The sequence below is a fragment of the Mesorhizobium sp. Mes31 genome, assembly GCF_024519675.1.
Taxonomy (GTDB): domain Bacteria; phylum Pseudomonadota; class Alphaproteobacteria; order Rhizobiales; family Rhizobiaceae; genus Mesorhizobium.
The window spans coordinates 420,237-441,634 of record NZ_JALJRL010000002.1 but is presented as its reverse complement, the minus strand read 5'-3'; the positions used below and the strand labels follow the sequence as shown (position 1 = coordinate 441,634).

23 protein-coding genes and 2 tRNA genes are annotated in these 21,398 nt (G+C 62.8%); 10 read left to right on the top strand and 15 right to left on the bottom strand.

Translation table 11 applies throughout. The annotated features are described in order from the left end of the window. Positions 1-9 precede the first annotated feature (9 nt). The 5 genes from NR193_RS04815 to NR193_RS04795 all read right to left on the bottom strand — a co-directional run bounded on the left by NR193_RS04815 (position 10) and on the right by NR193_RS04795 (position 5,389). Positions 10-1,167 carry an amino acid ABC transporter permease gene (locus tag NR193_RS04815; protein WP_256749719.1) on the bottom strand — a complete coding sequence of 386 codons (1,158 nt, stop codon included), beginning with the start codon at positions 1,165-1,167 and terminating at the stop codon, positions 10-12. 4 nt (positions 1,168-1,171) lie between these two features. Further along, complete coding sequence (locus tag NR193_RS04810; protein ID WP_256749718.1) at positions 1,172-2,359, bottom strand: amino acid ABC transporter permease; 1,188 nt, start codon at positions 2,357-2,359, stop codon at positions 1,172-1,174. Positions 2,360-2,422: 63 nt separating this feature from the next. Further along, on the bottom strand, positions 2,423-3,451 hold the full coding sequence (locus tag NR193_RS04805; RefSeq protein WP_256749717.1) for an amino acid ABC transporter substrate-binding protein: 1,029 nt from the start codon (positions 3,449-3,451) through the stop codon (positions 2,423-2,425). A gap of 434 nt (positions 3,452-3,885) precedes the next feature. Beyond that, positions 3,886-4,743 carry a DUF2182 domain-containing protein gene (locus NR193_RS04800; RefSeq protein ID WP_256749716.1) on the bottom strand — a complete coding sequence of 286 codons (858 nt, stop codon included), beginning with the start codon at positions 4,741-4,743 and terminating at the stop codon, positions 3,886-3,888. 10 nt (positions 4,744-4,753) lie between these two features. Continuing rightward, positions 4,754-5,389, bottom strand: a complete 636-nt coding sequence (locus tag NR193_RS04795) for a DUF1326 domain-containing protein (RefSeq protein WP_256749715.1) — start codon at positions 5,387-5,389, stop codon at positions 4,754-4,756. A 252-nt stretch (positions 5,390-5,641) separates the two neighbouring features. Between NR193_RS04795 and NR193_RS04790 the strand changes: the two genes are divergently transcribed. The 6 genes from NR193_RS04790 to NR193_RS04765 all read left to right on the top strand — a co-directional run bounded on the left by NR193_RS04790 (position 5,642) and on the right by NR193_RS04765 (position 10,251). Further along, positions 5,642-5,854 (top strand): hypothetical protein, encoded by a 213-nt coding sequence (locus NR193_RS04790; protein WP_256749714.1) that lies wholly within the window; start codon positions 5,642-5,644, stop codon positions 5,852-5,854. Positions 5,855-5,987: 133 nt separating this feature from the next. Continuing rightward, positions 5,988-7,172 carry a cystathionine beta-lyase gene (locus NR193_RS04785; protein ID WP_256749713.1) on the top strand — a complete coding sequence of 395 codons (1,185 nt, stop codon included), beginning with the start codon at positions 5,988-5,990 and terminating at the stop codon, positions 7,170-7,172. 254 nt (positions 7,173-7,426) lie between these two features. Beyond that, positions 7,427-8,515: an HPP family protein gene (locus tag NR193_RS04780; RefSeq protein WP_256749712.1), complete on the top strand. Its 1,089-nt coding sequence runs from the start codon at positions 7,427-7,429 to the stop codon at positions 8,513-8,515. A 103-nt stretch (positions 8,516-8,618) separates the two neighbouring features. Further along, the gene (locus NR193_RS04775; protein ID WP_256749711.1) at positions 8,619-9,290 is read left to right on the top strand and encodes an RNA polymerase sigma factor; all 672 of its coding nucleotides are present in this window, start codon (positions 8,619-8,621) and stop codon (positions 9,288-9,290) included. 116 nt (positions 9,291-9,406) lie between these two features. Further along, entirely contained in the window at positions 9,407-9,931 is a 525-nt protein-coding gene (locus tag NR193_RS04770; protein WP_256749710.1) for a DUF4142 domain-containing protein, read from the top strand. Then, the gene (locus tag NR193_RS04765) at positions 9,928-10,251 is read left to right on the top strand and encodes a cupredoxin family copper-binding protein (protein WP_256749709.1); all 324 of its coding nucleotides are present in this window, start codon (positions 9,928-9,930) and stop codon (positions 10,249-10,251) included. Before NR193_RS04770 ends, NR193_RS04765 begins: the two co-directional genes overlap by 4 nt. Here the strand turns inward: NR193_RS04765 and NR193_RS04760 are convergent. Then, positions 10,197-11,093 carry a crotonase/enoyl-CoA hydratase family protein gene (locus NR193_RS04760; RefSeq protein WP_256749708.1) on the bottom strand — a complete coding sequence of 299 codons (897 nt, stop codon included), beginning with the start codon at positions 11,091-11,093 and terminating at the stop codon, positions 10,197-10,199. The genes NR193_RS04765 and NR193_RS04760 overlap by 55 nt on opposite strands. 87 nt (positions 11,094-11,180) lie before the next feature. On the opposite strand from NR193_RS04760, the gene NR193_RS04755 reads away from it, so the two are divergent. Next, a complete protein-coding gene (locus tag NR193_RS04755) occupies positions 11,181-11,768 on the top strand; it encodes a TetR/AcrR family transcriptional regulator (protein WP_256749707.1) in 588 nt (195 codons plus the stop codon). On the opposite strand, the gene NR193_RS04750 is transcribed toward NR193_RS04755, so the two are convergent. The 6 genes from NR193_RS04750 to NR193_RS04725 all read right to left on the bottom strand — a co-directional run bounded on the left by NR193_RS04750 (position 11,765) and on the right by NR193_RS04725 (position 16,356). Continuing rightward, positions 11,765-12,991, bottom strand: a complete 1,227-nt coding sequence (locus NR193_RS04750) for an anion transporter (RefSeq protein WP_256749706.1) — start codon at positions 12,989-12,991, stop codon at positions 11,765-11,767. The two genes, NR193_RS04755 and NR193_RS04750, sit on opposite strands and share 4 nt — an antisense overlap. 150 nt (positions 12,992-13,141) lie before the next feature. Then, entirely contained in the window at positions 13,142-14,104 is a 963-nt protein-coding gene (locus tag NR193_RS04745) for a glycosyltransferase family 4 protein (protein WP_256749705.1), read from the bottom strand. Positions 14,105-14,324: 220 nt separating this feature from the next. Then, on the bottom strand, positions 14,325-14,969 hold the full coding sequence (locus tag NR193_RS04740; protein WP_256749704.1) for a GGDEF domain-containing protein: 645 nt from the start codon (positions 14,967-14,969) through the stop codon (positions 14,325-14,327). Between the two features lie 423 nt (positions 14,970-15,392). Then, on the bottom strand, positions 15,393-15,614 hold the full coding sequence (locus tag NR193_RS04735; RefSeq protein WP_256749703.1) for a hypothetical protein: 222 nt from the start codon (positions 15,612-15,614) through the stop codon (positions 15,393-15,395). 307 nt (positions 15,615-15,921) lie between these two features. Next, positions 15,922-15,998: transfer RNA gene (locus NR193_RS04730), tRNA-Arg, on the bottom strand. A gap of 52 nt (positions 15,999-16,050) precedes the next feature. Continuing rightward, a complete protein-coding gene (locus NR193_RS04725; protein WP_091577283.1) occupies positions 16,051-16,356 on the bottom strand; it encodes an ETC complex I subunit in 306 nt (101 codons plus the stop codon). A 124-nt stretch (positions 16,357-16,480) separates the two neighbouring features. Between NR193_RS04725 and NR193_RS04720 the strand changes: the two genes are divergently transcribed. After that, a tRNA-Pro gene (locus tag NR193_RS04720) sits at positions 16,481-16,557 on the top strand. A 345-nt stretch (positions 16,558-16,902) separates the two neighbouring features. Here the strand turns inward: NR193_RS04720 and hdaA are convergent. From hdaA to NR193_RS04705, 3 genes are read right to left on the bottom strand one after another with little or no spacing between them, the layout of a single operon-like run. Next, complete coding sequence (hdaA, locus tag NR193_RS04715; RefSeq protein WP_256749702.1) at positions 16,903-17,607, bottom strand: DnaA regulatory inactivator HdaA; 705 nt, start codon at positions 17,605-17,607, stop codon at positions 16,903-16,905. A gap of 43 nt (positions 17,608-17,650) precedes the next feature. Beyond that, positions 17,651-18,841 carry an AI-2E family transporter gene (locus NR193_RS04710; RefSeq protein WP_256749701.1) on the bottom strand — a complete coding sequence of 397 codons (1,191 nt, stop codon included), beginning with the start codon at positions 18,839-18,841 and terminating at the stop codon, positions 17,651-17,653. Continuing rightward, a complete protein-coding gene (locus NR193_RS04705; RefSeq protein WP_256749833.1) occupies positions 18,813-19,370 on the bottom strand; it encodes a CDP-alcohol phosphatidyltransferase family protein in 558 nt (185 codons plus the stop codon). Before NR193_RS04705 ends, NR193_RS04710 begins: the two co-directional genes overlap by 29 nt. A gap of 170 nt (positions 19,371-19,540) precedes the next feature. On the opposite strand from NR193_RS04705, the gene purM reads away from it, so the two are divergent. Both purM and purN read left to right on the top strand, forming a co-directional pair. Continuing rightward, positions 19,541-20,635 (top strand): phosphoribosylformylglycinamidine cyclo-ligase, encoded by a 1,095-nt coding sequence (gene purM / locus NR193_RS04700; protein ID WP_256749700.1) that lies wholly within the window; start codon positions 19,541-19,543, stop codon positions 20,633-20,635. After that, positions 20,632-21,345 (top strand): phosphoribosylglycinamide formyltransferase, encoded by a 714-nt coding sequence (purN, locus tag NR193_RS04695; protein WP_256749699.1) that lies wholly within the window; start codon positions 20,632-20,634, stop codon positions 21,343-21,345. The genes purM and purN overlap by 4 nt, the downstream gene beginning before the upstream one ends. Positions 21,346-21,398: the final 53 nt, after the last annotated feature.

Genomic DNA, 21,398 nt, shown 5'->3' with positions numbered 1-21,398 from the left:
TTCTTTTGTTTAGCGTTTGTGGCCGGTGTCGAGTCGGCGTTCGGTGTACATTGAATATCGCGACATGCCGAAGCAGAACAGCCAGAAGACGAAGGCAGCGAAGATAAGGCCGGACCTGGCCGTCTGCGCCGTTGCCCAGTTGGCGTCGGAGAAGTTCTGCTTGACGATGCCGAGCAGGTCGAACATCGAAATGATGGTGACCAGGCTGGTGTCCTTGAACATGCCGATAAAGGTGTTGACGATGCCCGGGATGACCAGTTTGAGGGCCTGCGGCATGACGATGAAATACATTTTCTGCCAGTAGCCGAGGCCGAGCGAATCGGCGCCTTCATATTGCCCCTTGGGAATCGCCTGCAGGCCGCCGCGCACCACTTCAGCCATGTAGGCGGCGGCAAACAGCGACACGCCGATCAGCGCGCGCAGGTACTTGTCGAAGGTCACGCCCGGCGGCAGGAACAGCGGCAGCATGACGCTGGCCATGAACAGAACGGTGATCAGCGGAATGCCGCGCACGGCTTCGATGAAGATGACGCACAGCATCTTGACGATCGGCATTTTGGAGCGTCGGCCAAGCGCCAGCACGATGCCAAGCGGCAGCGACACGACGATGGCCACGAAAGACAGCGACAGCGTTACCAGCAAGCCGCCCCAGCGTGCGGTTTCGACATGTTCCAGACCGAACACGCCGCCGACCAGCAGGAAGAACGCCACAATGGGTAAACCGATGATCAGCAGCAGGGCATTGAGGCCCTTGCGCGGCACGCTCGGTATCAGCATCGGCACCATAAGCGCCACAAGCAATATGCCAACCACGATCGGCCTCCAGCGCTCCTCGATCGGATAGGTTCCGAACATGAACTGGCCGAACTTGGCGTTGACGAAAGCCCAGCAAGCGCCCGACCAGCCGTCCGGCTGGATACCGCCTTGCGCCACGGTGGCGCAGACGGTCCGGTCCGGCCCCGTCCACTGGGCGTGGATGAACGCCCAATTGATGATTTGCGGCAGGATCATCACAACCAGTGCGATGCCGATAATAGTCAGGATGGTGTCGCCTACCGAAGCGATCAGATTCTTGCGCACCCAGGCACGGAGTCCGGTGACGCCCGCTGGCGCTGGTTGCGCCAGCATCATTTCGGTACGTACCCAGGACATATCATGTTCTTGCATGTCCTTACCTCTCCACCAGCGCCATTTTGGCATTGAACCAGTTCATCAGCAGCGAGGTCAGAATGCTGATGGCCAGATAGATCACCATCATGATGACCACGCATTCAACCGCCTGACCGGTCTGGTTGAGCACCGTTCCGGTCGTCGCCGTCAAGTCGGGATAGCCGATGGCGATGGCAAGCGATGAATTCTTGGTCAGGTTGAGATACTGGCTGGCCAGTGGCGGAATGACGATGCGCATCGCCTGCGGCACAACCACCAGCCGCAGCGCCTGGCCGGAACGCAGGCCAAGAGCCGCCGAGGCCTCGCTCTGTCCCTTGGCGACGCCGCGAATGCCGGCGCGTACGATCTCGGAGATGAAGGCGGCGGTATAGAACGACAGCGCCAGATAGAGCGACAGGAACTCCGGCTTGACGACGAAACCGCCGGTCAGGTTGAAGGTCGACTGCTTGGGAAAATCGAAGGTTACCGGAAAGCCGCTCAGCACATAGGCTAGCAGCGGCAGCCCGACAATCAGCGCCAGCGATGTCCAGAACACCGGGAATTGCTGGCCGGTCGCCATCTGTCGCTGCTTGGCCTTGCGGGCAACAAACCAGGACATGGCGATGCCGACAAGCAGACCCACCAGGATCAACCATGAGCCGTCGCCCCAGATAGCGCGTGGAAAATAGAAGCCGCGCTGGTTGAGGAAGGAGCCGAAGGGCAGATGATAGCTGTCACGCGGCGCCGGCAGCACGGCCAGCACGCCGGAATACCAGAAGAAGATGACCAGAAGCGGCGGAATGTTGCGGAACACCTCGACATAGACGGTGCAGATCTTCTGAATCAGCCAGTTTTTCGACAGCCGGCCGATGCCGACGATGAAACCGATGATGGTGGCGGTGATGATGCCGACAAAGGCGATGATCAACGTGTTGATCAAGCCGACGATAATGGCTCGGCCATAGGTGGAGTCCGACGTATAGGCGATCGCCGAGTCGGAAATGTCGAAGCCAGCTCGGCCCTTCAGAAAGGCGAAGCCTGAGGCAATGTGGAGGTTCGTGAGGTTCACGATGGTGTTGTGGACGATCCACCAGACACCCGACACCAGCAAAGCAACGACCAAGCATTGATAGAAAATGCTGCGGACTTTGGGATCGTTTATAAGAGAAGCGCGACTTGGCTCCTCGCGAAGAACTTCCTGCGATGCCATTCGACCGTCCCCTGGAAAGAGAAGCCGGGAGGCAGACGATCTGCCTCCCGGATCACATTTCGATCAGCGGATCGGCGGAGCGTATTGCAGGCCGCCCTTGGTCCACAGCGCGTTGATGCCGCGCGCGATCTTCAGCGGGCTGCCCGAGCCGACATTGCGGTCGAACATTTCGCCATAGTTGCCGACGGCCTTGACGATGTTGACGACCCAGTCGTTGGAGACGCCGAGATCGGTGCCGATCTTGGTATCGGCTTCCTGGCCGAGCACGCGCTTGATCTCCGGGCTGGTGGAGTTCTTCATTTCGTCGACATTGGCCTTGGTGATGCCGAGTTCCTCGGCGTCGAGCAGCGCGAAGTAGGTCCACTTGACGATGTGGTACCACTGGTCGTCGCCCTGGCGCACGGCCGGTCCGAGCGGCTCTTTCGAGATGATCTCGGGCAGCACGACATGGTCGGCCGGCGAGCCCAGCGTCAGCCGGATGCCGTAGAGGCCTGACTGGTCGGTGGTGTAGACGTCGCAGCGGCCGGCGTCATAGGCGGCGTTGACCTCTTCGAGCTTCTCGAAGACGACGGGGTTGTACTCCATCTTGTTCGCCTTGAAGTAGTCGGCGAGGTTGAGCTCGGTGGTGGTGCCGCTCTGCACGCAGACGGCGGCTCCGGAAAGCTGCAGCGCCGAATTGACGCCCGGCAGCTTCTTGGCGTTGATCATGAAGCCCTGGCCGTCATAGTACGTGGTGCCTACGAAATTCAGGCCAAGCGCTGTATCACGATTGATCGTCCAGGTGGTGTTGCGCGACAGGATGTCGACCTCGCCGGACTGCAGCGCGGTGAACCGCTCCTTGGCGCTGAGCGGCGTGAACTTGACCTTGGTGCCGTCACCAAAGACGGCGGCCGCGACTGCGCGGCAGAAATCCGCATCGATGCCTTGCCAGTCACCCTTGTCATCCGGCGCCGAGAAGCCGGCCAGGCCGGTCGAGACACCGCACTGGATGAAGCCCTTCGCCTTGACGGTATCAAGCGTGGTTGCCGAGGCGGCCGAAGCCATCAATCCAAGCGCGCCAGCTCCAAGAATGCCAATTGCAATGTGTTTCATAACCCACAGACCCTTTTCTGTTTTCAGGCAAACCCTGATCTTTGTTCCTGCGTGAACGCAGCCCCCTTCGGGTTTATTCCGAGAACCCCTGCATCGTTGCCGACGCGCTGCCTCCCATTCACGAACTGCATCGAAGGCGATTATTCCTGTGAGGTCAAGGGAAATGACCGAATCCGAAAGAGTTTGAAAACCAGTTGCCGCAAATGCCTGAATTGCGGACAAACACGCCCGCGATTTAGTCAGCAGCGCAAATAAAGAAGGCAAAACTCATTCAACGCAAACGCAGGCCGGGGTAGCGAAATCCATCCTCGTTATACCTTGGCGTTACTGACGTCGGTGCAGAGTGAGTTGGCGCGTACAGAGACTGTCATCTGACGATTTGCAGGGCGGTTTCAGGTCAACAACGCCCGGAAAAACAAGGCAGCCGCGCGTTCTCAAAGTGCTCCAAGGATGACCCAGGCGCCGGTCGCCGCCATCAGCGCGCCGGAAACGCGCGGGATCAACTGCCCGGTCGGGACCGTCTTCTCAAGGAGAACAAGGATGGCGATGCCAGCGATCCACAGCACGTTCATGACGCCGCCGACGAACAGCAGAGCCATCAGCGCCCAGCAGCAGCCGAGGCAATAGGCGCCGTGATCGATGCCCAGCCGAAGCGCGCCGAGCGGAGCGGAACGGAACCCGCCATGGCTTGCCAGGAACGCGATCGGCGCCTGACATTGACGCAGGCAGACACCCTTCATCGGCGTCCATTGATAGAGGCCAGCGGCGATCAGAACGAGGCCCCCAAGAATCGCGCTGTTGGTCGCCATCGAGGGATCGAGCAAGGCGAGACGGGCGAGCAGCCATTGCGCTGCGGTCGCCACGATGCTGAACACAACCCAGACGGTGAGATAGCCGGTAAAAAACCACCCCGTCGAAGCGATGGGGCGGCCGTCCGCTTGCGCCTTGCGGCCGACGCCGGCATAGAGCAGCAACATCGGCGCGACCGACGGCGTCATCATGCCGACCATCATCACCGCCCACATTGTGAAGATGAAAGCGAAATCGGCCGTTGCCCAAGCCCGGAAACCGGGAGCCACCGTGGCGCCCATGTCCATGCTCGACATGTCCATGTTCGACATGTCCGTCGCGGCCACGTCGCCTGCACCGCCCGGTACGGAAGAGCCGGGCATGACCATGCCGGCGGCGAGCCACAGCACATAGACCCAGGCAAGCACGGCAATCACGACAAGCGCGGCCGTCACCACCGCACGGTCGCGGCGCAGCACCGCCTCGAGGGCCGTGTCGCCCATTTGGGTCAGGTCAATGCACGACGCCGCTCTGCGTGAGATGCAGATTGGCGAAATGGCTATGCGTATCGGCCAGCTCGAACTTGATCGGGCCCGTCGCCTCGGTCCAGCCACGCCCAACCTCGGCGATCGCGTATTCGAAGCCGTGCGGCAGGTCGATACGCGCATGGTGCTCGGCGCCGGTGACCGGATTTTTGATTGGCTCGCCATGGCCGTCGGTTACACCCTTGACGTACAGCCGGCCGGTTCGCGCGTCGACGTCGACCTTGAAATCGATCGCGGCAAAGATCGGATCGTGGAATTTCTCCAGCGTGGTGGAAAAGACCTGGAATATCGTTGCGCCTGGTTCGGTGTCCTGACCACCCAATATACGAAGCAGCGCTTCACGCTGGGCTTCGGTCGCCCTCTCGTCGATGACCACCGCGGCTTCGCCCCTGCCCTGGTGTATCGCGCCGGGCCAGCGGAAAATCCCGACGAACCGCAATCCATCGAGCTTGGTGCTGCCGTGATGGCCGCTCTCGATTTCCATGCCAGCAACCGCCTGGCAGGATCCGTGTGTCGGCATGGCGTTGAACTGGCACGGGCAGCCATAAGCGCAATTGCAGTTGATGAATTCGCGCGCCTTCATTGTCCATTTGACGTCGGGCATGGCATTCCTCCCCTTGCCGCGCTCATGCTCCGTGGGCGCGATATCCGGATCGAGGGGACCAGGAGGTCAACCGGCAACAACCATCCGGCAGCATCTGATCGAGGCAAATCCGGCGATTAATATTAGGACCTAATTATATTCCTTTCGCAGCCACCCACAATAGGCCGATCGGCTGAGGCCATCGCAGCCGCATACAACGAACTGCCGATCCGCGCCGGGCACAGAACCCAGACCCGCGTCGCCGCCGCAACGATGGCGGCCTACCTCGCCACGGGCAAGATCGGCATCGAAATGCCGCCATTGGCCGTCGTCGCGCCGGCGATGCTCGTCCCGACACTGCTCGGAGTAAAGCTCTACATCGGTATCGGCGAATCGACAGTTCGCAAGATCGTCCTCTCGCCGCTGACGGCCTCGGGGATCGGGCTGCTCGCCTCGGCACTACCGCATGTGGCCGGCCAGATTTAGGATCCGATCCTGGCTGCGCGATTCACACGGGCGAATTGGCATATTCGAAGTCCGTCCGCTGGCGGACGGTGGCTGTTGCGCGGTCCATGACGCCGCACTATGGCTAGCGCCTTGTAAAACAAGGCGACGAAGAATGGCGAAAGACGGCAGCGAGCAAGTTGGCGACAAGCTGGGCATCAACACGCGGCTCGCCCATTCGGGGAACAACCCGCATGACTATTTCGGCTTCGTCAATCCGCCGGTGGTGCATGCCTCGACCGTGCTTTTTCGTGACGCGGCGTCCATGGCGGCACGCAGCCAGAAATACACCTATGGGACGCGCGGCACGCCGACGACCGATGCCCTTGCCCAGGCGATCGACGCGCTGGAAGGCTCGGCCGGCACGATCGTGGTGCCGTCGGGCCTTGCGGCGGTGACCGTGCCGCTGCTCGCCTTCGTGTCGGCGGGCGACCACCTGCTGATCGTCGATTCCGTCTATCACCCGACACGCAACTTCGCCGACACGATGCTGAAGCGGCTGGGTGTCGAGGTCGAATACTACGCTCCCGATATCGGTGCCGGCATCGCGGCGTTGATCCGGCCCAACACCAAGGTGGTGTTCACGGAATCGCCGGCCTCCAACACGTTCGAGGTGCAGGACATCCCGGCCATCGCCAAGGCGGCGCACGCCGCGGGCGCCATCGTCATGATGGACAACACCTGGGCAACGCCCCTCTATTTCCGCCCGCTCGACCACGGCGTCGACATCTCGATCCATGCGGCGACGAAGTACCCGGCCGGCCATTCCGACGTGCTGCTTGGCACGGTCTCCGCCAACGAGAACCACTGGAAGCAGCTCTTCGAGAGTTTTTGCACGCTTGGCTGCTGCGCCGGGCCTGACGACGTCTACCAGGTGCTGCGCGGCCTGCGCACCATGGGCGTGCGCCTGGAGCACCATCAGCGCAGCGCGCTCACCATCGCCTCATGGCTCGAGGGCCAGGAGGGCGTGACGCGCGTGCTCCACCCTGCCCTTCCCAGCCATCCGAGCCATGGCCTGTGGAAGCGCGACTTCTCCGGCTCGAGCGGCATCTTCTCCATCGTGCTTGCTGGCGGCGGCCAGAAACAGCAGCACGCCTTCCTCGATGCGCTACAGATCTTCGGCCTCGGCTATTCCTGGGGCGGCTATGAAAGCCTTGCGGTGCCGGTCTGGCTCGGCGACCGTGTCGTCGCCAAGGGTCCCTATGACGGCCCGCTGATCCGCCTGCAGATCGGCCTCGAGGATGTCGAGGATCTGAAGACCGATATCCTGCGCGGTCTAACCGCCGCGGCGGCGGCCTGAACGATCGAGGACACCTGCCAAATTGATTCAGCGGACCGGCGCAAGTGTGTCGAAAGACTGATGAAACGCTCGCCCTGCGCAGCGCAAGCCAAGTCGTCGGGCCGACGGAACCGCAGTGACACCAGGGAATTCTATTCCTTCAAACCGTGGCTTCGCGGATCAGTTTGGCTTTCAAATTCAACGATGCCGCGTCATTGCGGTGCGATCATCACGGTTTCGACCTCCCCTGGAACACCGGCAGAGTTTCCCACGTCATGGCTTTCCGCCTTTTTGTTCCCATTCTTGCCGGCGCGACGCTGCGCGAGCGGATCATCGCCTGCATCGGCGCGACGATCGGCATTGCCCTGACTGGCGCGATCGGAGGTCTGGTGCTCGGCAACGGCCCGCACGTGCCGCTGCTGGTGGCGCCGATGGGAGCGTCGGCCGTGCTCCTGTTCGCGGTGCCGGCAAGCCCGTTGGCGCAGCCATGGTCGATCATTGGCGGCAACACGATATCGGCGCTGGTAGGCGTGATCGTGGCGCATTTCGTCCATGAAACCGCCCTTGCCACCGGCATCGCGGTGGCGCTTGCCATTGCCGCCATGTCGTTTACGCGCTGCCTGCATCCGCCGGGCGGGGCCGCAGCGCTGACCGCGGTCTTGGGAGGACCTGCCGTCATCAGCGCTGGCTTCCTGTTTCCATTCGTGCCCGTGGCGTTGAATTCGATCCTGCTGGTGGCGCTGGGCTACGGTTTCCACAAGCTGGCCCGGCGCAATTACCCGCACGTGCCGGCACCAGTGCCGGCGAACAGCCACGGCACCATCGATCCGCCCGCACAGTCGCGCATCGGCTTTCGCTCCGAAGACATCGACGCCGCGCTCGGCGCTCTCGAAGAGACGTTCGACATCGACCGCAACGATCTCGACCGGCTGCTGCGGCAAGTCGAATTGCAAGCGCTGGTGCGCGAGCATTCAACGTTGCTCTGCGAGGACATCATGTCGCGCGATGTCATCTCGGTGGATGAACACACCCCTGCCGACAGGGCGCGCAAATTGCTTCTCGACCATAACATCCGCATCTTGCCGGTCGTCGACGCAGAGGCAAGGCTGGCGGGAACCGTGGGATTGCGGGAACTGGCGCTGGCCACCGAGATGGTCGGTTCCGTCATTTCGCCGGCGGCGACCGCCACGGCCGGTTCCGCCGCTATGGGATTGCTGCCCGTGCTCACCGACGGCCGCAGCCACGCGGTCATCGTGGTCGACGATGACAAGCGGATCCTCGGGCTGATCACCCAGACCGATCTGCTGGCGGCAACGGCACGGCTGCAGGCTGCTGACAGGCTGTCGGCGGAAGCAGTACAGTAGCCGCTGCCGGAACCGACAAAATAGTCGGGAACCTTTTGCCGGCAATGCCATCCAATCCTTCAATCGGGGTTCCGGTCCGGAGATTGGGGTGAGGAAACTGGCCATGCCTGCTGTGTCGACCGCCGCGCCTTCCGCTGCTTCAGGCGACATGCAGCTCGTGCGTCGGGCGCTGGCCCGTGAGAGCGAGGCTTTCCGCGCCATCATGAAAGCGCATAATCAGCGGCTCTACCGCATCGCGCGCGGCGTGGTGCGCAATGGCAGCGAGGCCGAGGACATCGTCCAGGAGGCCTATGTCAGGGCGTTCGCCAGCCTAGGGGCCTTTCGCGGCGACTCTTCGCTGGCCACTTGGCTATCACGCATCGTCATCAACGAAGCGCTCGGCCGCCTGCGCAAAAGGCGGCGAACGGTGGCGATGCCGGAATCGCAAGCCGAGATCATCCAGTTCCCTCTCAACCCCAGCGACGATCCGGAGCGGACGATGGCGCAACGGCAGATCCTCAAGCTGGTCGAACAGGCGACCGACAGCCTTCCCGATGTCTACCGGACGGTGTTCGTGGCGCGGGTGATCGAGGGGCTAAGCATCGAGGAAACCGCCGATCTTCTCGGCGTGCGACCTGAAACCGTCAAGACAAGGCTGCACCGCGCCCGTGCCCTGGTGCGCAAGGCGCTAGACGACCAGATCGGACCGGTGCTGCTCGACGCCTTCCCCTTTGCCGGGCGGCGTTGCGAAAGGCTGACCAGTGCCGTCATGCGGCGGCTCGGGCTGGAAAGCTGATCTTCGCCGGATTCAGATGATTTTGGTGGGAACGTTTGCCGCCCTCCCGCATCCAATGACCGTCAACCGAAACCACTGCCCGGCGCTATTCCCGCGTCCGGGAGAAGGAGAATCCCATGCTTGTTCGTCCCACCGCCGCCCTGGCCGCCCTGCTTCTGCTCGGAGCGGCGCCGTTGGCCCAGGCCGCCGACAAACCGACCGACCCGCAGATCGCCCACATCGCCTATACAGCCGGCGTCCTCGATGTCGAGGCAGCCAAGCAAGCGCTCAAGAAGTCTAAGAACAAGGAGGTTCTCGACTTCGCCAAGGACATGGTACGCGACCACGAGGCGGTGAACGTGCAGGCGCTCGACCTGGTCAAGAAACTCAAGGTGACCCCGGAAGACAACGCCACCAGCAAGGCGCTGACCAAGGCCGCGGCGGAAGAGCGGGCCAAACTGGCCACGCTCAAGGGCGCGGCCTTCGACAAGGCTTATGTCGACAACGAGGTTGCCTATCACAAGCAGGTCAACGGCGCGCTCGAAACGCTGCTCATCCCGTCGGCCAGCAATGCCGAACTGAAGAGCCTGCTGGAGACCGGCCTGAAGATATTCCAGGGCCATGAGCAGCATGCCGAACACGTCGCCGGCATGCTGAAATGAGGCCGTACGCCTTGAATCGGCGACTGTGGATCGCCTGCCTGGCGCTGGTCGTCGCGGCGACGCCGGCAGCAGCCGAAACCATTCAGGTCACCATCGACAAGCTTGTTTTTTCGCCGGCGACCGTGGAGGCGAAGGTCGGCGATACGATCGAGTGGGTGAACAAGGACGTGTTCGCCCACACGGCCACGGTTAAGGGTGGCTGGGAGGTGATGATCCCGCCGAAAAAGTCCGCGAGCCTGACATTGAGTGCCGCGGGAGCGGTCGACTATTTCTGCCGCTTCCATCCCAACATGAAAGGTCGTTTGGTGGTGGCGCCCTGATCCAGCGCCAACGAGGCTCGCCTGGCCTCGTCGGGCCGCGCGATATGCGTCCATGAGCCGTCATGGCGAGGCTCGCGCCGCCCGATCCAGGCATCCAGCCCTTCGCGCAGATCGGCGGTCGGGGCCATGCGGGCAAACTGCTCGGCCTCGACCTGCAGGCCTTCGGCGATGCTGAGATTGATGCCGCGCGCCACCGCCGTGAGGATGCTTGCCACCGCCAGATCGGAGTGCCGCAGGATACGCCTGGCCAGGCCGATTGCGGCTGGCATCAGATCGCCATGCGGCACCACCTGGTTGACGAGGCCAAGTTCAAGGGCGCGCTGCGGCGGAAACCAGTCGCCGGTCAAAAGCAGCTCGAGCGCCCGCTTGCGCCCGGCGAGCCTGGGCAAGCGCTGCGTGCCGCCAAAGGTCGGCGGCATCGCCAGGTTGATTTCCGGCTTGGCGAACAAAGCGCGGTCGCTGGCGATGGCGAGCGGCACGGCCTCGGTGATTTCACAGCCACCGCCGAAAGCCAAGCCATTGATCGCGGCGATGACGGGCTTGCGGAATGCTTCCAGCCTTGCCGTCAGCCGCTGCCCGCGCATGACGAAGTCACGCATCGCGACATCGACGCCAAGCGCCACACTGGCCGAGAATTCGTGGATGTCGCCGCCCGCCGAAAACGCCCGCTCCCCTGCTCCGGTAAGAATGACCGCCCGAACGCCGTCATCGACTTCAATGTCGTCGAGAAGCGCAAGCAGGCGATCGATCAGGGCATAGTTCAGCGCGTTGAGTTTTGCCGGCCGGTTGAGGGTAAGGACGGCTATCCCATCCCGGGTTTCGTTCAGGACAAGATCGGTCATCTGGCTTCCTTCTCCATTGTGCTCATGGGCTGGAAGGTGACGCGCTTTTGGGCTTGTGTATATTCACTAGTCGGTATACCTAAGCCCATGCCCGAAGCACAGAGCCCTACTCGCAAGCGCATTGTCGATGCCGCGACCAGGCTGTTTTACGCCGAAGGAATCGGCCGCGTCAGCGTCGATGCCGTTGCCGAGGAAGCGGGGCTCACCAAGCGGACGCTTTACTATCATTTCAAGAGCAAGGACGACCTCATCGCCGCCTATCTCGATGGCCGCGACCAACCCAATCTGAAGCGTATGGCCGGCTGGTTCGATGCCGCCGAAGGCGGCGCGGATCGCAAGGCCGAGGCGATCTTCACCAATCTGGCACGAGCCGCGCGCCATCCGAAATGGAAGGGATGCGGCTTCCTGCGCACCGCCGCGGAACTGGCCTCGATGCCTGGGCACCCGGCGATCAAGGTCGGGTCGCGACACAAGTCAAGTTTCGAAACCTGGCTCGCTAGCGCATTGTCCAACCATGGCGTCGAGGAGCCGCAAGCCTTGGCGCGCGAGATCGTGCTGCTGATCGATGGCTGTTTTTCGATCATGCTGATCCACCGCAATCCCGACTACATCGAAGCCGCCGGACGAGCCGCGGCGACCCTGGTCCGGGCGCGAACTTCAAGTGGCAAGGCTTAGAAAGCGAATGCCAGCCATGCCGTGCCGGCGACGAGCGTTATCAGTGTCAGCGGCAAGCCGACCTTGAAAAAGGCGCCGAAGGACAGCTGTGTGCCGGCGGTCTTGGCCTGCTCGGCGACGATCAGGTTGGCGACCGAGCCGAGCAGCGTGAAATTGCCCGCAAGCGTCGAGCTCATCGCCACCACCAGCCAGGCGCGCTCCGGGTTTTCGAGGCCGGGTATGAACGGCCGCAGCGCCAGCACGGCCGGCACATTGCTCATGATGTTGGAGAGCACCGCAGTGAAGCCGGACAGCCGCCAGACGTCGTCCAGCCCCAGGCCCCTGGCGGAGGCGATGAGGTCAGGGGTCAGCAGCGTCTTTTCGGCACCGGCGACAACCACGAACAGACCGGCGAACATGAACAGCAACGGCCCGTCGATCTCGCGGTAGATGCGTTCCGGCTTGATGGCACGGGTGAGCAGGAGAATGGCCCCGCCGATCAGCGCCGCTTTGGCGACAGGCACGCCGGCGAAAAAGGCGATGGCGAGCCCGACGCAGACAACCACCGCCTTCAGCACCTGTCCCCGGTGCATGCGGCCACGTGAGACCTCGGGTGTCAGTTGGGCAGTGCGGGCGAATTCGGCGCGGTAGACGATGCGCACGATGACGATGACCGCGACGAGGCCAAACAGCGCGACCGGAGCGAGTGCCGCCGAAAAAGCCGGATACGAAATGCCCGACAGCGCGCCGATGACCATGTTCTGCGGATTGCCGGTGATGGTGGCGACGCTGCCGCAATTGGATGCGGTGGCGGTGGCGATCAAGTAGGGGATCGGGTTGCGTTTGATGACGCGGGTGACGTGGACGACGATCGGCGCCATGACAAGGCAGATGGCGTCATTGACCAGGAAAGCCGACAGCACGCCGGTCAGCAACGTCACCATGACCAGCAGCATGAAGGGCGCATGCGCGTGCTCGATCGCGATGGCGCCAAGGCCGCGAAAGGCGCCGGAGACTTTCAGATGCGCCACCACGATCATCATGCCGAGCAACAGCGTGATGGTGTCGAAATTGATCGCGCGGTAGGCATCCTCCATGCTGAGCGCGCCAATGGCGATCATCGCGGCTCCTCCAAGCAGCGCGATCCCCGCCCTGTCCAGGCGCAGGCCGGGTATGCGGCCAATGGCGACACCGGCATAGGTCAGGACAAGGATCAGCAGTGCCGCGGCGCCCATTGGTGTCATCGGTAGAAAGTCCCACTCAGTCTGTTGGCGCGCCGATGCCGTCCGGCGATTCACACCTGCTTGCCCACCTTTAGCGCGATGTCGGGATCGATGCCAAACGGGCCAGACACAATACCGCGCGGCCAGGAGAGAGCGGTCGGCAAGGAGCCGCTAACGCAGATAGAAATCCAGCCGCTGCCGCAGCGCCTGCGGCGAAAACAGCTGCTCGACGGTCTGCCGTGCCTTGTCGCCCACTGCCGCCCGCAGCGCCGGATCGGCTTTGAGTTCGGCGAGGATGAGCGCAGCCTGCTGGGTCGTTTCGAACAGGAAACCATTTTCGCCATGCCTGATGTGATCGGCGTAGCCGCCATGCGAATAGCAGACCACGGGCAAACCGCAGGCCATCGCCTCGAACACCACACGGCCGAATGTCTCCACATGCGAGCCGGTGCGATAGTAGAACACGTCGAGCGTCGGAAGGAACTGTTCGGCCGCGAATTGGCCCTGCGGCAGGAGTTCGAGTTGCGGATGCGGCGCGAGCCTGTCCTCGAGAGGCATCCCGCCCTGAATCCGTACCGCAACGCCATCCGCCAGCAATGCCTCGTAAAGCGCCACGTCGTCGGCGTGATGCTTGTCTGGCGTATCGCGGCTCAACCTTCCCACCGTGAACGGACCATCCCGGCGGGCCGGCCGCGGTGCAAAACGGTCGATATCGATCGGCGACGGATGCACGACGCCGTCGACCTCCAGCATGCGCCGTTGAAAGTCGGAAATCAGCACCAGTTCGGCGTCGGGCCAGCCCAGCAAGCGTGGCATGCGCGTCGTCAACGCGATGACTTTCGGGTGAAAGGTGTTGAAGACGTAGATCAGCCGGCGTGGCCGCGGGATCAGGTAAGGCCACACCTTGTTGCGCCAATGCGCGCCGAGGAAGACATAGGTGCCGCCGTCCGGCACGTTCCGCGTTGGCGGCGAAATGCGGCGAATCGGAAAATGTCGCATCAGCTCGTCGGACACCCTGGAGGAGGTTGCCCATAGTCGCACTTGGGAGTCGGCGCTCAACAGCCGATACAGTTCCAGGGTTTCGAGTTCGCTGCCGCCAAAGGGATTCTGAAAGCCGTTGAACAGATGGATCATGGTCGCTGTGCCTACCTGGCCTTACCCTGGCCCGTCTCGCCTTTCGTTCGCCGGCATCCAAGGAGGCCGTGGCTGTGCCGGCGGCCCGGGCACTCGAGCAGCTCAGGAAAGCAGGAACGTCTCAAGCGATGCCATAAATCGTCTACCCGGAGGAAGCACACCGGTAACGGAGCGTCAAGGAAGCGGCCGCTCCAGCTTCCACCCTGTGGAAGAGCGTGGATCAGTGCACGGTAGTGGCGCTCGGCGGTGGCGGCTGCAAGGGGTTGACCGGATCGAAACTGACCTGATCCCGTCCATTGGACTTGGCCGCATAAAGCCGTCTGTCGGCTGCCGAGAAGATCGCTTCGTAAGTGGTCGGCCCACTGAAGCTCGTGCCGCCGATGCTGACGGACAGCGGGCATGGACGCCCGCCGGGAGAAAAGTCCATCTCACGAATGCGCCGGCGGATGCTTTCGGCAACCACCCAGGATTGCGAGGGGTCGACGCCGGGAAGAAACACGCCGAATTCCTCGCCACCGATACGGCCGACGATATCGCCGCCACGCAGCTGGCCTTTGATCGCCTGCGCTATCAGCCTGAGCGCCTGGTCGCCGCAGTCATGGCCAAGGCGGTCGTTGATCAACTTGAAATGGTCGGCGTCGATGATCAACAGCGCGCTCGAGTGGGTCTGCTCCTGCTTGCGGGTCTGCTCAAGATAGGCCTCGACCAACATCGAGAAGGCGCCACGGTTCAGCACCGCCGTCAGACTGTCCGTCGCGGCAATGACGCTCAGGTCACGCTGCGCTATGGCCAATTGGCGGATCTTCCACATGAGGAAAAACAGAAACGACCCGCCCAGCCCCAGGGGGAGCAGCAGGTCGGTCATCTCAGCGCGCCACACGGCGTCGGACGAGAGATAGGGGAAGTTGAAGGAATCGACGAAAAACGCCACCGCAATGAAGAATGCCGTACCGGCGGCAGTGACAGCGATCACCCTGCCCCAACTCGTCGACGACAGATCAAGCTTCATCCCGTTCAACTCCGTTAGCCGCCTCTACTATGACGTGCCAACGCAAACAAAGTGATAAGACTTTGCTTCCAATTCGACATCCGCTGGCACGGCACGGATGACAGGCGCGTCCTGAGGTCAGCGGCTTTGCGGCAGGATCATCGCCACTCCCTTGGACGCGATCCACAACGCCAAAGGACGGCCGCCGAAAAGGCGACCGCCCGGATTCCCGGCTTGAAGGCGCGGACCAAGCTGTTGGCTGAGCAAGGGCACAGCGTTCGAAACTGGACCGCCCCGCCGTCAATTGAGCGTTGGCTCACCCAGTGCGTCGACGACAAAAGATGCAGCGATCAGGTCGTCGGCATCAAGACGCAGGAAGTCTTCGCCACCGCCCATGACGGAAGCCACTTTCTGAAAGGTCTTCATTTCGTATTCTGTAATCCGGGCATCCTGTATCCTGGCCTTGAGATCGGCGATGCGCCGATCCAGCGCCGGGGACACTGCTATTTCTCGTTTCGACATGGCAACACTCCTCCCCACCCGTGTTTGCCTCCCACCTATCCGTCTTTTGTATGAGGCTTTGCGAATACAGGCGCCGAAACGCGTCGTACGCGGGAAGGTTCCGAAAAGGCGGTGTCACGAAATAATACGATGGCTGTGCCAGTCAGGGGCGGCATGTGCCGGTCAGGGGCGTGGACCGACGCCGTGACGTTCATCACACGCAGCGTCAGCGCGAGCGCATCCGTGAGAGCGAAAGAGTTGAGCAGTTGGAAATTCGGCTCGACCGGGTCGGAATTCCGCTCCCGCACGACTAAGCTATTGAATTTATTGGCGATCCCGACAGGATTCGAACCTGTGACCATCGGCTTAGAAGGCCGGTGCTCTATCCAGCTGAGCTACGGGACCGCTGGCCGGCCGCTGGGCCGGCTGGATACTTGGCGCGGGGGCTGGCCGCCGTTCAGTGCGTCCAGGGCGTCCTGCGGTCATAGCGGAAATTCTCCGCGTAGGAAATCTGGCGGCGCTTGGCCTCTTTCGGCTCCTCGACGCGGTAGGCGAGCCCTTCCTTTTCGGCGTATGCCACTGCCTCTTCCCTGGTATCGAAGGCGAGCCTGATCTGGCTTCTCATGTCTCCCGACGTTGTGTAGCCCATCAGCGGGTCGATCTTCTTGCGCGTCTCAGGGTCGAATTCCAGCACCCAGTGGCCGGTCTTGGCCTTGCCGGACTGCATCGCGGTTTTGGCTGGGCTGAAAATGCGCGCGGACATGGCCACCTCATTGCTGTGCAAGGCAGCATCGCCACCCTTTGCCCGTCATTACTGCGCAATGCGCACGGCGGCAAGGTTTTTGCACTTGCCATGCAACACTGAAATGAATAGGCAACAGATCGTTCGGAGTGTAGCGCAGCCTGGTAGCGCATCTGGTTTGGGACCAGAGGGTCGGGAGTTCGAATCTCTCCACTCCGACCATCCCCGGAAATGCACTGTCCGACAGCCACTGGCGCAGATCCGGAGGGCGGTGGCTGGCATGTTCCTTCGCCATCTCATCGGCGATGAGATGCTGGCGTCCAAAATGCCAGCGGCGCCAGCGATCGCTCCATGTATTTGAAGGCAAGCTCGCCGGGCGAGAACCCCAACCGCCTCACTCCCGGCGAGCCTACAACCTGATTTAGAACGCAATCAGGACCGGGGTCAGCCGGCGAGACTATACCAGCAAGACTGATGCCAGCTGCTATTTCCCGAAATGAGACAGAGGAGGTGGGAAACCGCCGTTTGCAGGCCGGCATTCACCTGATATCAAGATATCAAGGCCTTCTAGATCTCGAACTCGCCCTGCCCCTCATCCATGGCGCTGACGGTTTCGGCGGCGAGCGCCCTGGTGATCGGCGTCTTGCGCTCGAGCGCGGTACGGTCGAGTCGCTCGACCACGCGCATGGCTGTCGCCAGCGAGCGTTCGATGCGCCGCACCAGATACTGCACGACATGCGGTTCGACCTCGATCTGGCGGTCGGCGAACAGCTTGGTGATGACGCCGGCGAGCAGGAGATCGTCGGGTTCATGGATCTCGACCGTCGCCGCCGCCTTGAGCCGCGAGGCGAGATCGGGCAGCGAAACACCCCAGGCCGAGGGAAAACGCCGCGCCGTCAACAGCAGCGTCGAGCCAGCACTGCGCACGGCATTGATCAGATGGAACAGGCCTTGTTCATCGACCATCCCGGCATCGACATCGTCGATCAGCGCCGGTCGGGTGCCGAGATTTGCGATGCAGTCGCCAATGCGCCTGGCGTCCACCGCAACCGCGTTGGTGCGCACACGCCAGATCGAGGCCAGATGCGTCTTGCCGGAGCCGGCCGGACCGGCCAGCACCACCACCGGCGAGGGCCAATCTGGCCAGCGGTCGACCAGCGCCACCGCCTGGCCGTTGGTGCCGGAGACGACGAGGTCTTCGCGCGAATAGCCGGTGCCGTGGCCGAGATCGAGCGGCAACTGGCGCGGTGGGTCGGCTTTCTGGTCGCTCATGCGGCTCAGCCGGAGCCGGCAAGGCAGCTGGTCGCCAGCCTGATCATGGCTTGATCGCCTTGCGGCGATCGGCCGGGAGCTGCGGCACAGATGCTTCGCCGTGGCCCTTGTAGAGTGGCGATTCGAGATAGCGGGCTATGGCAAACCGCACCAGCACGGCAACCGCAGCGGAAGCCGGTACCGCGATCAGCAAGCCGACGAAGCCGAACAGCGCGCCGAAGGCAAACAGCGAAAACATCAGCCATACGGGGTGCAGGCCGACGCTTTTGCCAACCAGCCTGGGCTGCAGGATATTGCCTTCGATGAACTGGCCGATGACGAAGACCACGGCGACGGCGACGATCATGGTCCAGTCCGGCCAGAACTGAACGAAGGCAACGCCGATGGCCAGCACCAGTCCGGTCAGCGAGCCGACATAGGGAATGAAGGAGATCAGCCCGGCGAACAGGCCGATGAGGATGGCGAAATTCAACCCGGTTAGCGTCAGGCCGGTGGCGTACATGGCGCCCAGCACGAGGCACAGCGTGCCCTGGCCGCGCACGAAGCCGGCCGTTGCGCTGTTGATGTCCTTGGCGATGGCGCGCACCGTCGCGACATTGTCGCGCGGCACCCAGCTGTCGATGACCGCCACCATGCGATCCCAGTCGAGCAGCATGTAGAAGGCGACAACCGGCGTCACCACGAACAGGCTGACCACAGAGACCAGCGCCACGCCGGAACTCCAGATCGAGGTGAAGACCGTGGTGAGCAGGCCGAAGCCGGAGGTCAGCAGCGAGTTCAGCCCGTCGCGCAGGCCATTGGCGTTGACGCCGAATTTCTGTTCCAGCCATTTCGGATCGAACGACGTGATCAGCGTCTGCAGCCGGGTCAGGTACTCCGGCAATTTGCCGGTGAAATCCGCCATCTGCGTGGCCAGAACCGGAATGAGGATGACGAAGGCCAGCACCAGCACGATGAGAAAAGTGATGAGGATGACCACCGTCGCCATGAAGCGGGACAGGCCGAGCCGCTGCAGCCGGTCGGCGACGGGATCGAGGAAATAGGCAAGCACCATGCCGGCGACGAAGGGCAACAGGATGGCGCTGAAGATATAGAGGAAAAGTGCCAGGATGGCGGCGCCGGCCAGCCAGAAGAAGATCTGGCGACGGAAGGCGGCGGATGCGGCAAGGTCGGCGGCCTCAGCCTCTATCGCTGCTGCTTCTGCCTCAGATGTCCGGAGTGGAGCCTTCGCCATAGCCGCTCATATGCCTCAGCCAAGCCACGAGATAGGCCGCGGCCGAAGCCACGGTCAAGACCCCGGACAGCAATATGAGGGTTGGCCTCAGCGGGTGGAGGTTCACGACAAGGGCAAGTTCGCCCAGCACAACTGCCGCCAGCACGATCTGGACGGCGGTGTTGGCCTTCGACACAAAAAGCGGCTTCATCTCGACCGGATGGGCCATGACGGTGGACAACACAACCGCGCAGACGATCAATGCGTCACGCGACACCATGATGACCACCAGCCAGAGCGGCAATTGCCCGATGAAGCCCATGACGACGAACACCGAGACCAGCAGCAGCTTGTCGGCCATCGGATCGAGATAGGCGCCGAGCCTGGATTGCTGGTTGAAACGGCGGGCGATGAAGCCATCGACGCCATCGGAGATGCCGGCGATGAGGAACCCGGCAAAGGCCCACTCCCAGCGCGCCTGCAGCATCGCCAGCACCACCGCTGGCACCAGGACGAGGCGCAGGATGGTGATCAGGTTGGGGATGGTCAAATGCGTGCCTATCGGGTTTGCTTGCTGATACATGATGGAGACGCAGGGCGGGTGCAAGGGACAGGCCGCTGTCCACGGTTTTGTCACATCGAAACGCACCTCGGCCGCCGTTATCCTTGCGGACTGAAACCGTTCATGCGAAGAGCCCGCAAACGAGCAGGAAAATTGCGATGAGCAAGCGCGACACGAGCCAGCAAAAAACAGGCAAGCGCAAGAACGGGCTCACCTATGCCGAAGCTGGCGTCGATATCGACGCCGGCAATCTGATGGTCGAGAAGATCAAGCCGCTGGTGCGCGCGACGCGCCGGCCAGGCGCCGATGGCGAGATCGGCGGTTTCGGTGGTCTGTTCGACCTCAAGGCGGCGGGCTTTACCGATCCGGTGCTGGTCGCGGCCAATGACGGCGTCGGCACCAAGCTGAAGATCGCCATCGATGCGGGAAAACATGACACGATCGGCATCGATCTCGTCGCCATGTGCGTCAACGACATCGTCGTCCAGGGCGCGGAACCGCTATTTTTCCTCGACTATTACGCCACCGGCAAGCTCGATCCCGAGCAGGGCGCGGCGATCGTCGGCGGCATCGCCGCGGGCTGCCGCCAGGCCGGCTGCGCGCTGATCGGCGGCGAAACGGCTGAAATGCCGGGCATGTATCATGGCAATGACTACGACCTTGCCGGCTTTGCCGTGGGCGCGGCCGAACGCGGCCAGTTGCTGCCGACCGACGACATCGTCGAAGGCGACGTGCTGCTGGGGCTGGCCTCCTCGGGCCTGCATTCGAACGGATTTTCGCTGGTGCGCCGTATCGTCGCCGTCAGCGGTCTCGCCTGGAGCGACCCGGCGCCGTTCAATGACGAGGCGACGCTTGCCGAGGCGCTGCTCGAACCGACCCGCATCTACGTCAAGTCGATCCTCAAGGCGATCCGCAACACGCATGGCATCAAGGCGCTGGCCCACATCACCGGCGGCGGCTTCCCGGAAAACATTCCGCGCGTGCTGCCCAAGGACTTTTCGGCGGAACTCGACCTCGAGGCGATCGACGTGCCTGCGGTGTTCTCGTGGCTGGCAAGGACCGGCGGCGTGGCGCCGGAAGAAATGATGCGCACCTTCAATTGCGGCATCGGCATGATTTTGGCGGTGGCTTCCGGCCAGGCGGCGCAAGTCGCCGCCGTGCTGCAGGAAGCCGGCGAGACAGTGACGCCGATCGGCCGCATCGTGCCGCGCCGCGACGCCGGTGTCATCTATCGGGGCTCGATCGGCCTATGAGCGCGCAGAGGAAACGCACCGTTGTTCTGATCTCCGGACGCGGCTCCAACATGACCGCACTGATAGCGGCGGCCAGCGACCCGGCTTTCCCGGCCGAGATCGTCGGCGTCATTTCCGACAGAGCGGACGCCGCCGGCCTCGGCATCGCCAAAGCGCGCGGCATCGCCACGCAGGTCATTTCCCGCGCCGGCCATGGCAGCAAGCAGGCGCATGATGCGGCGATCGATGCAGCGCTTTCGGCATTCAATGCCGAAATCGTGGCGCTGGCCGGCTATATGCGCATCCTCACCACAGGCTTCGTCGAGAAATGGCAAGGCCGGATGATCAACATCCACCCTGCCCTGCTGCCTGCATTCAAGGGTCTCGACACCCATGCGCGCGCGCTTGCCGCCGGCATGCGAATCCATGGCTGCACGGTGCATTTCGTCACGTCTGAGATGGATGACGGCCCGATCATCGCCCAGGCGGCGGTGCCGGTCATGGTCGGCGACAATGCCGATGCGCTGGCTGCCCGCGTGCTGAAGGCAGAGCACCGGCTCTATCCGCTGGCGCTGGGGCTGGTGGCCGAAGGCAGGGCGCGGATGGAACGCGGACGCACCGTCTTTGCCCGCTTCGCCGACGACGCCGACAACGCAAGCGCGATGATCATCACGCCGACCCCGCTGCGCGAGGAGATCGATCTCGAACAGCTGGCGCGCATCACGCCGTAAGCCTTGCCATTGAGAATGGTAGCAATATTTGCTACCATTTGGGTAAGGAGACA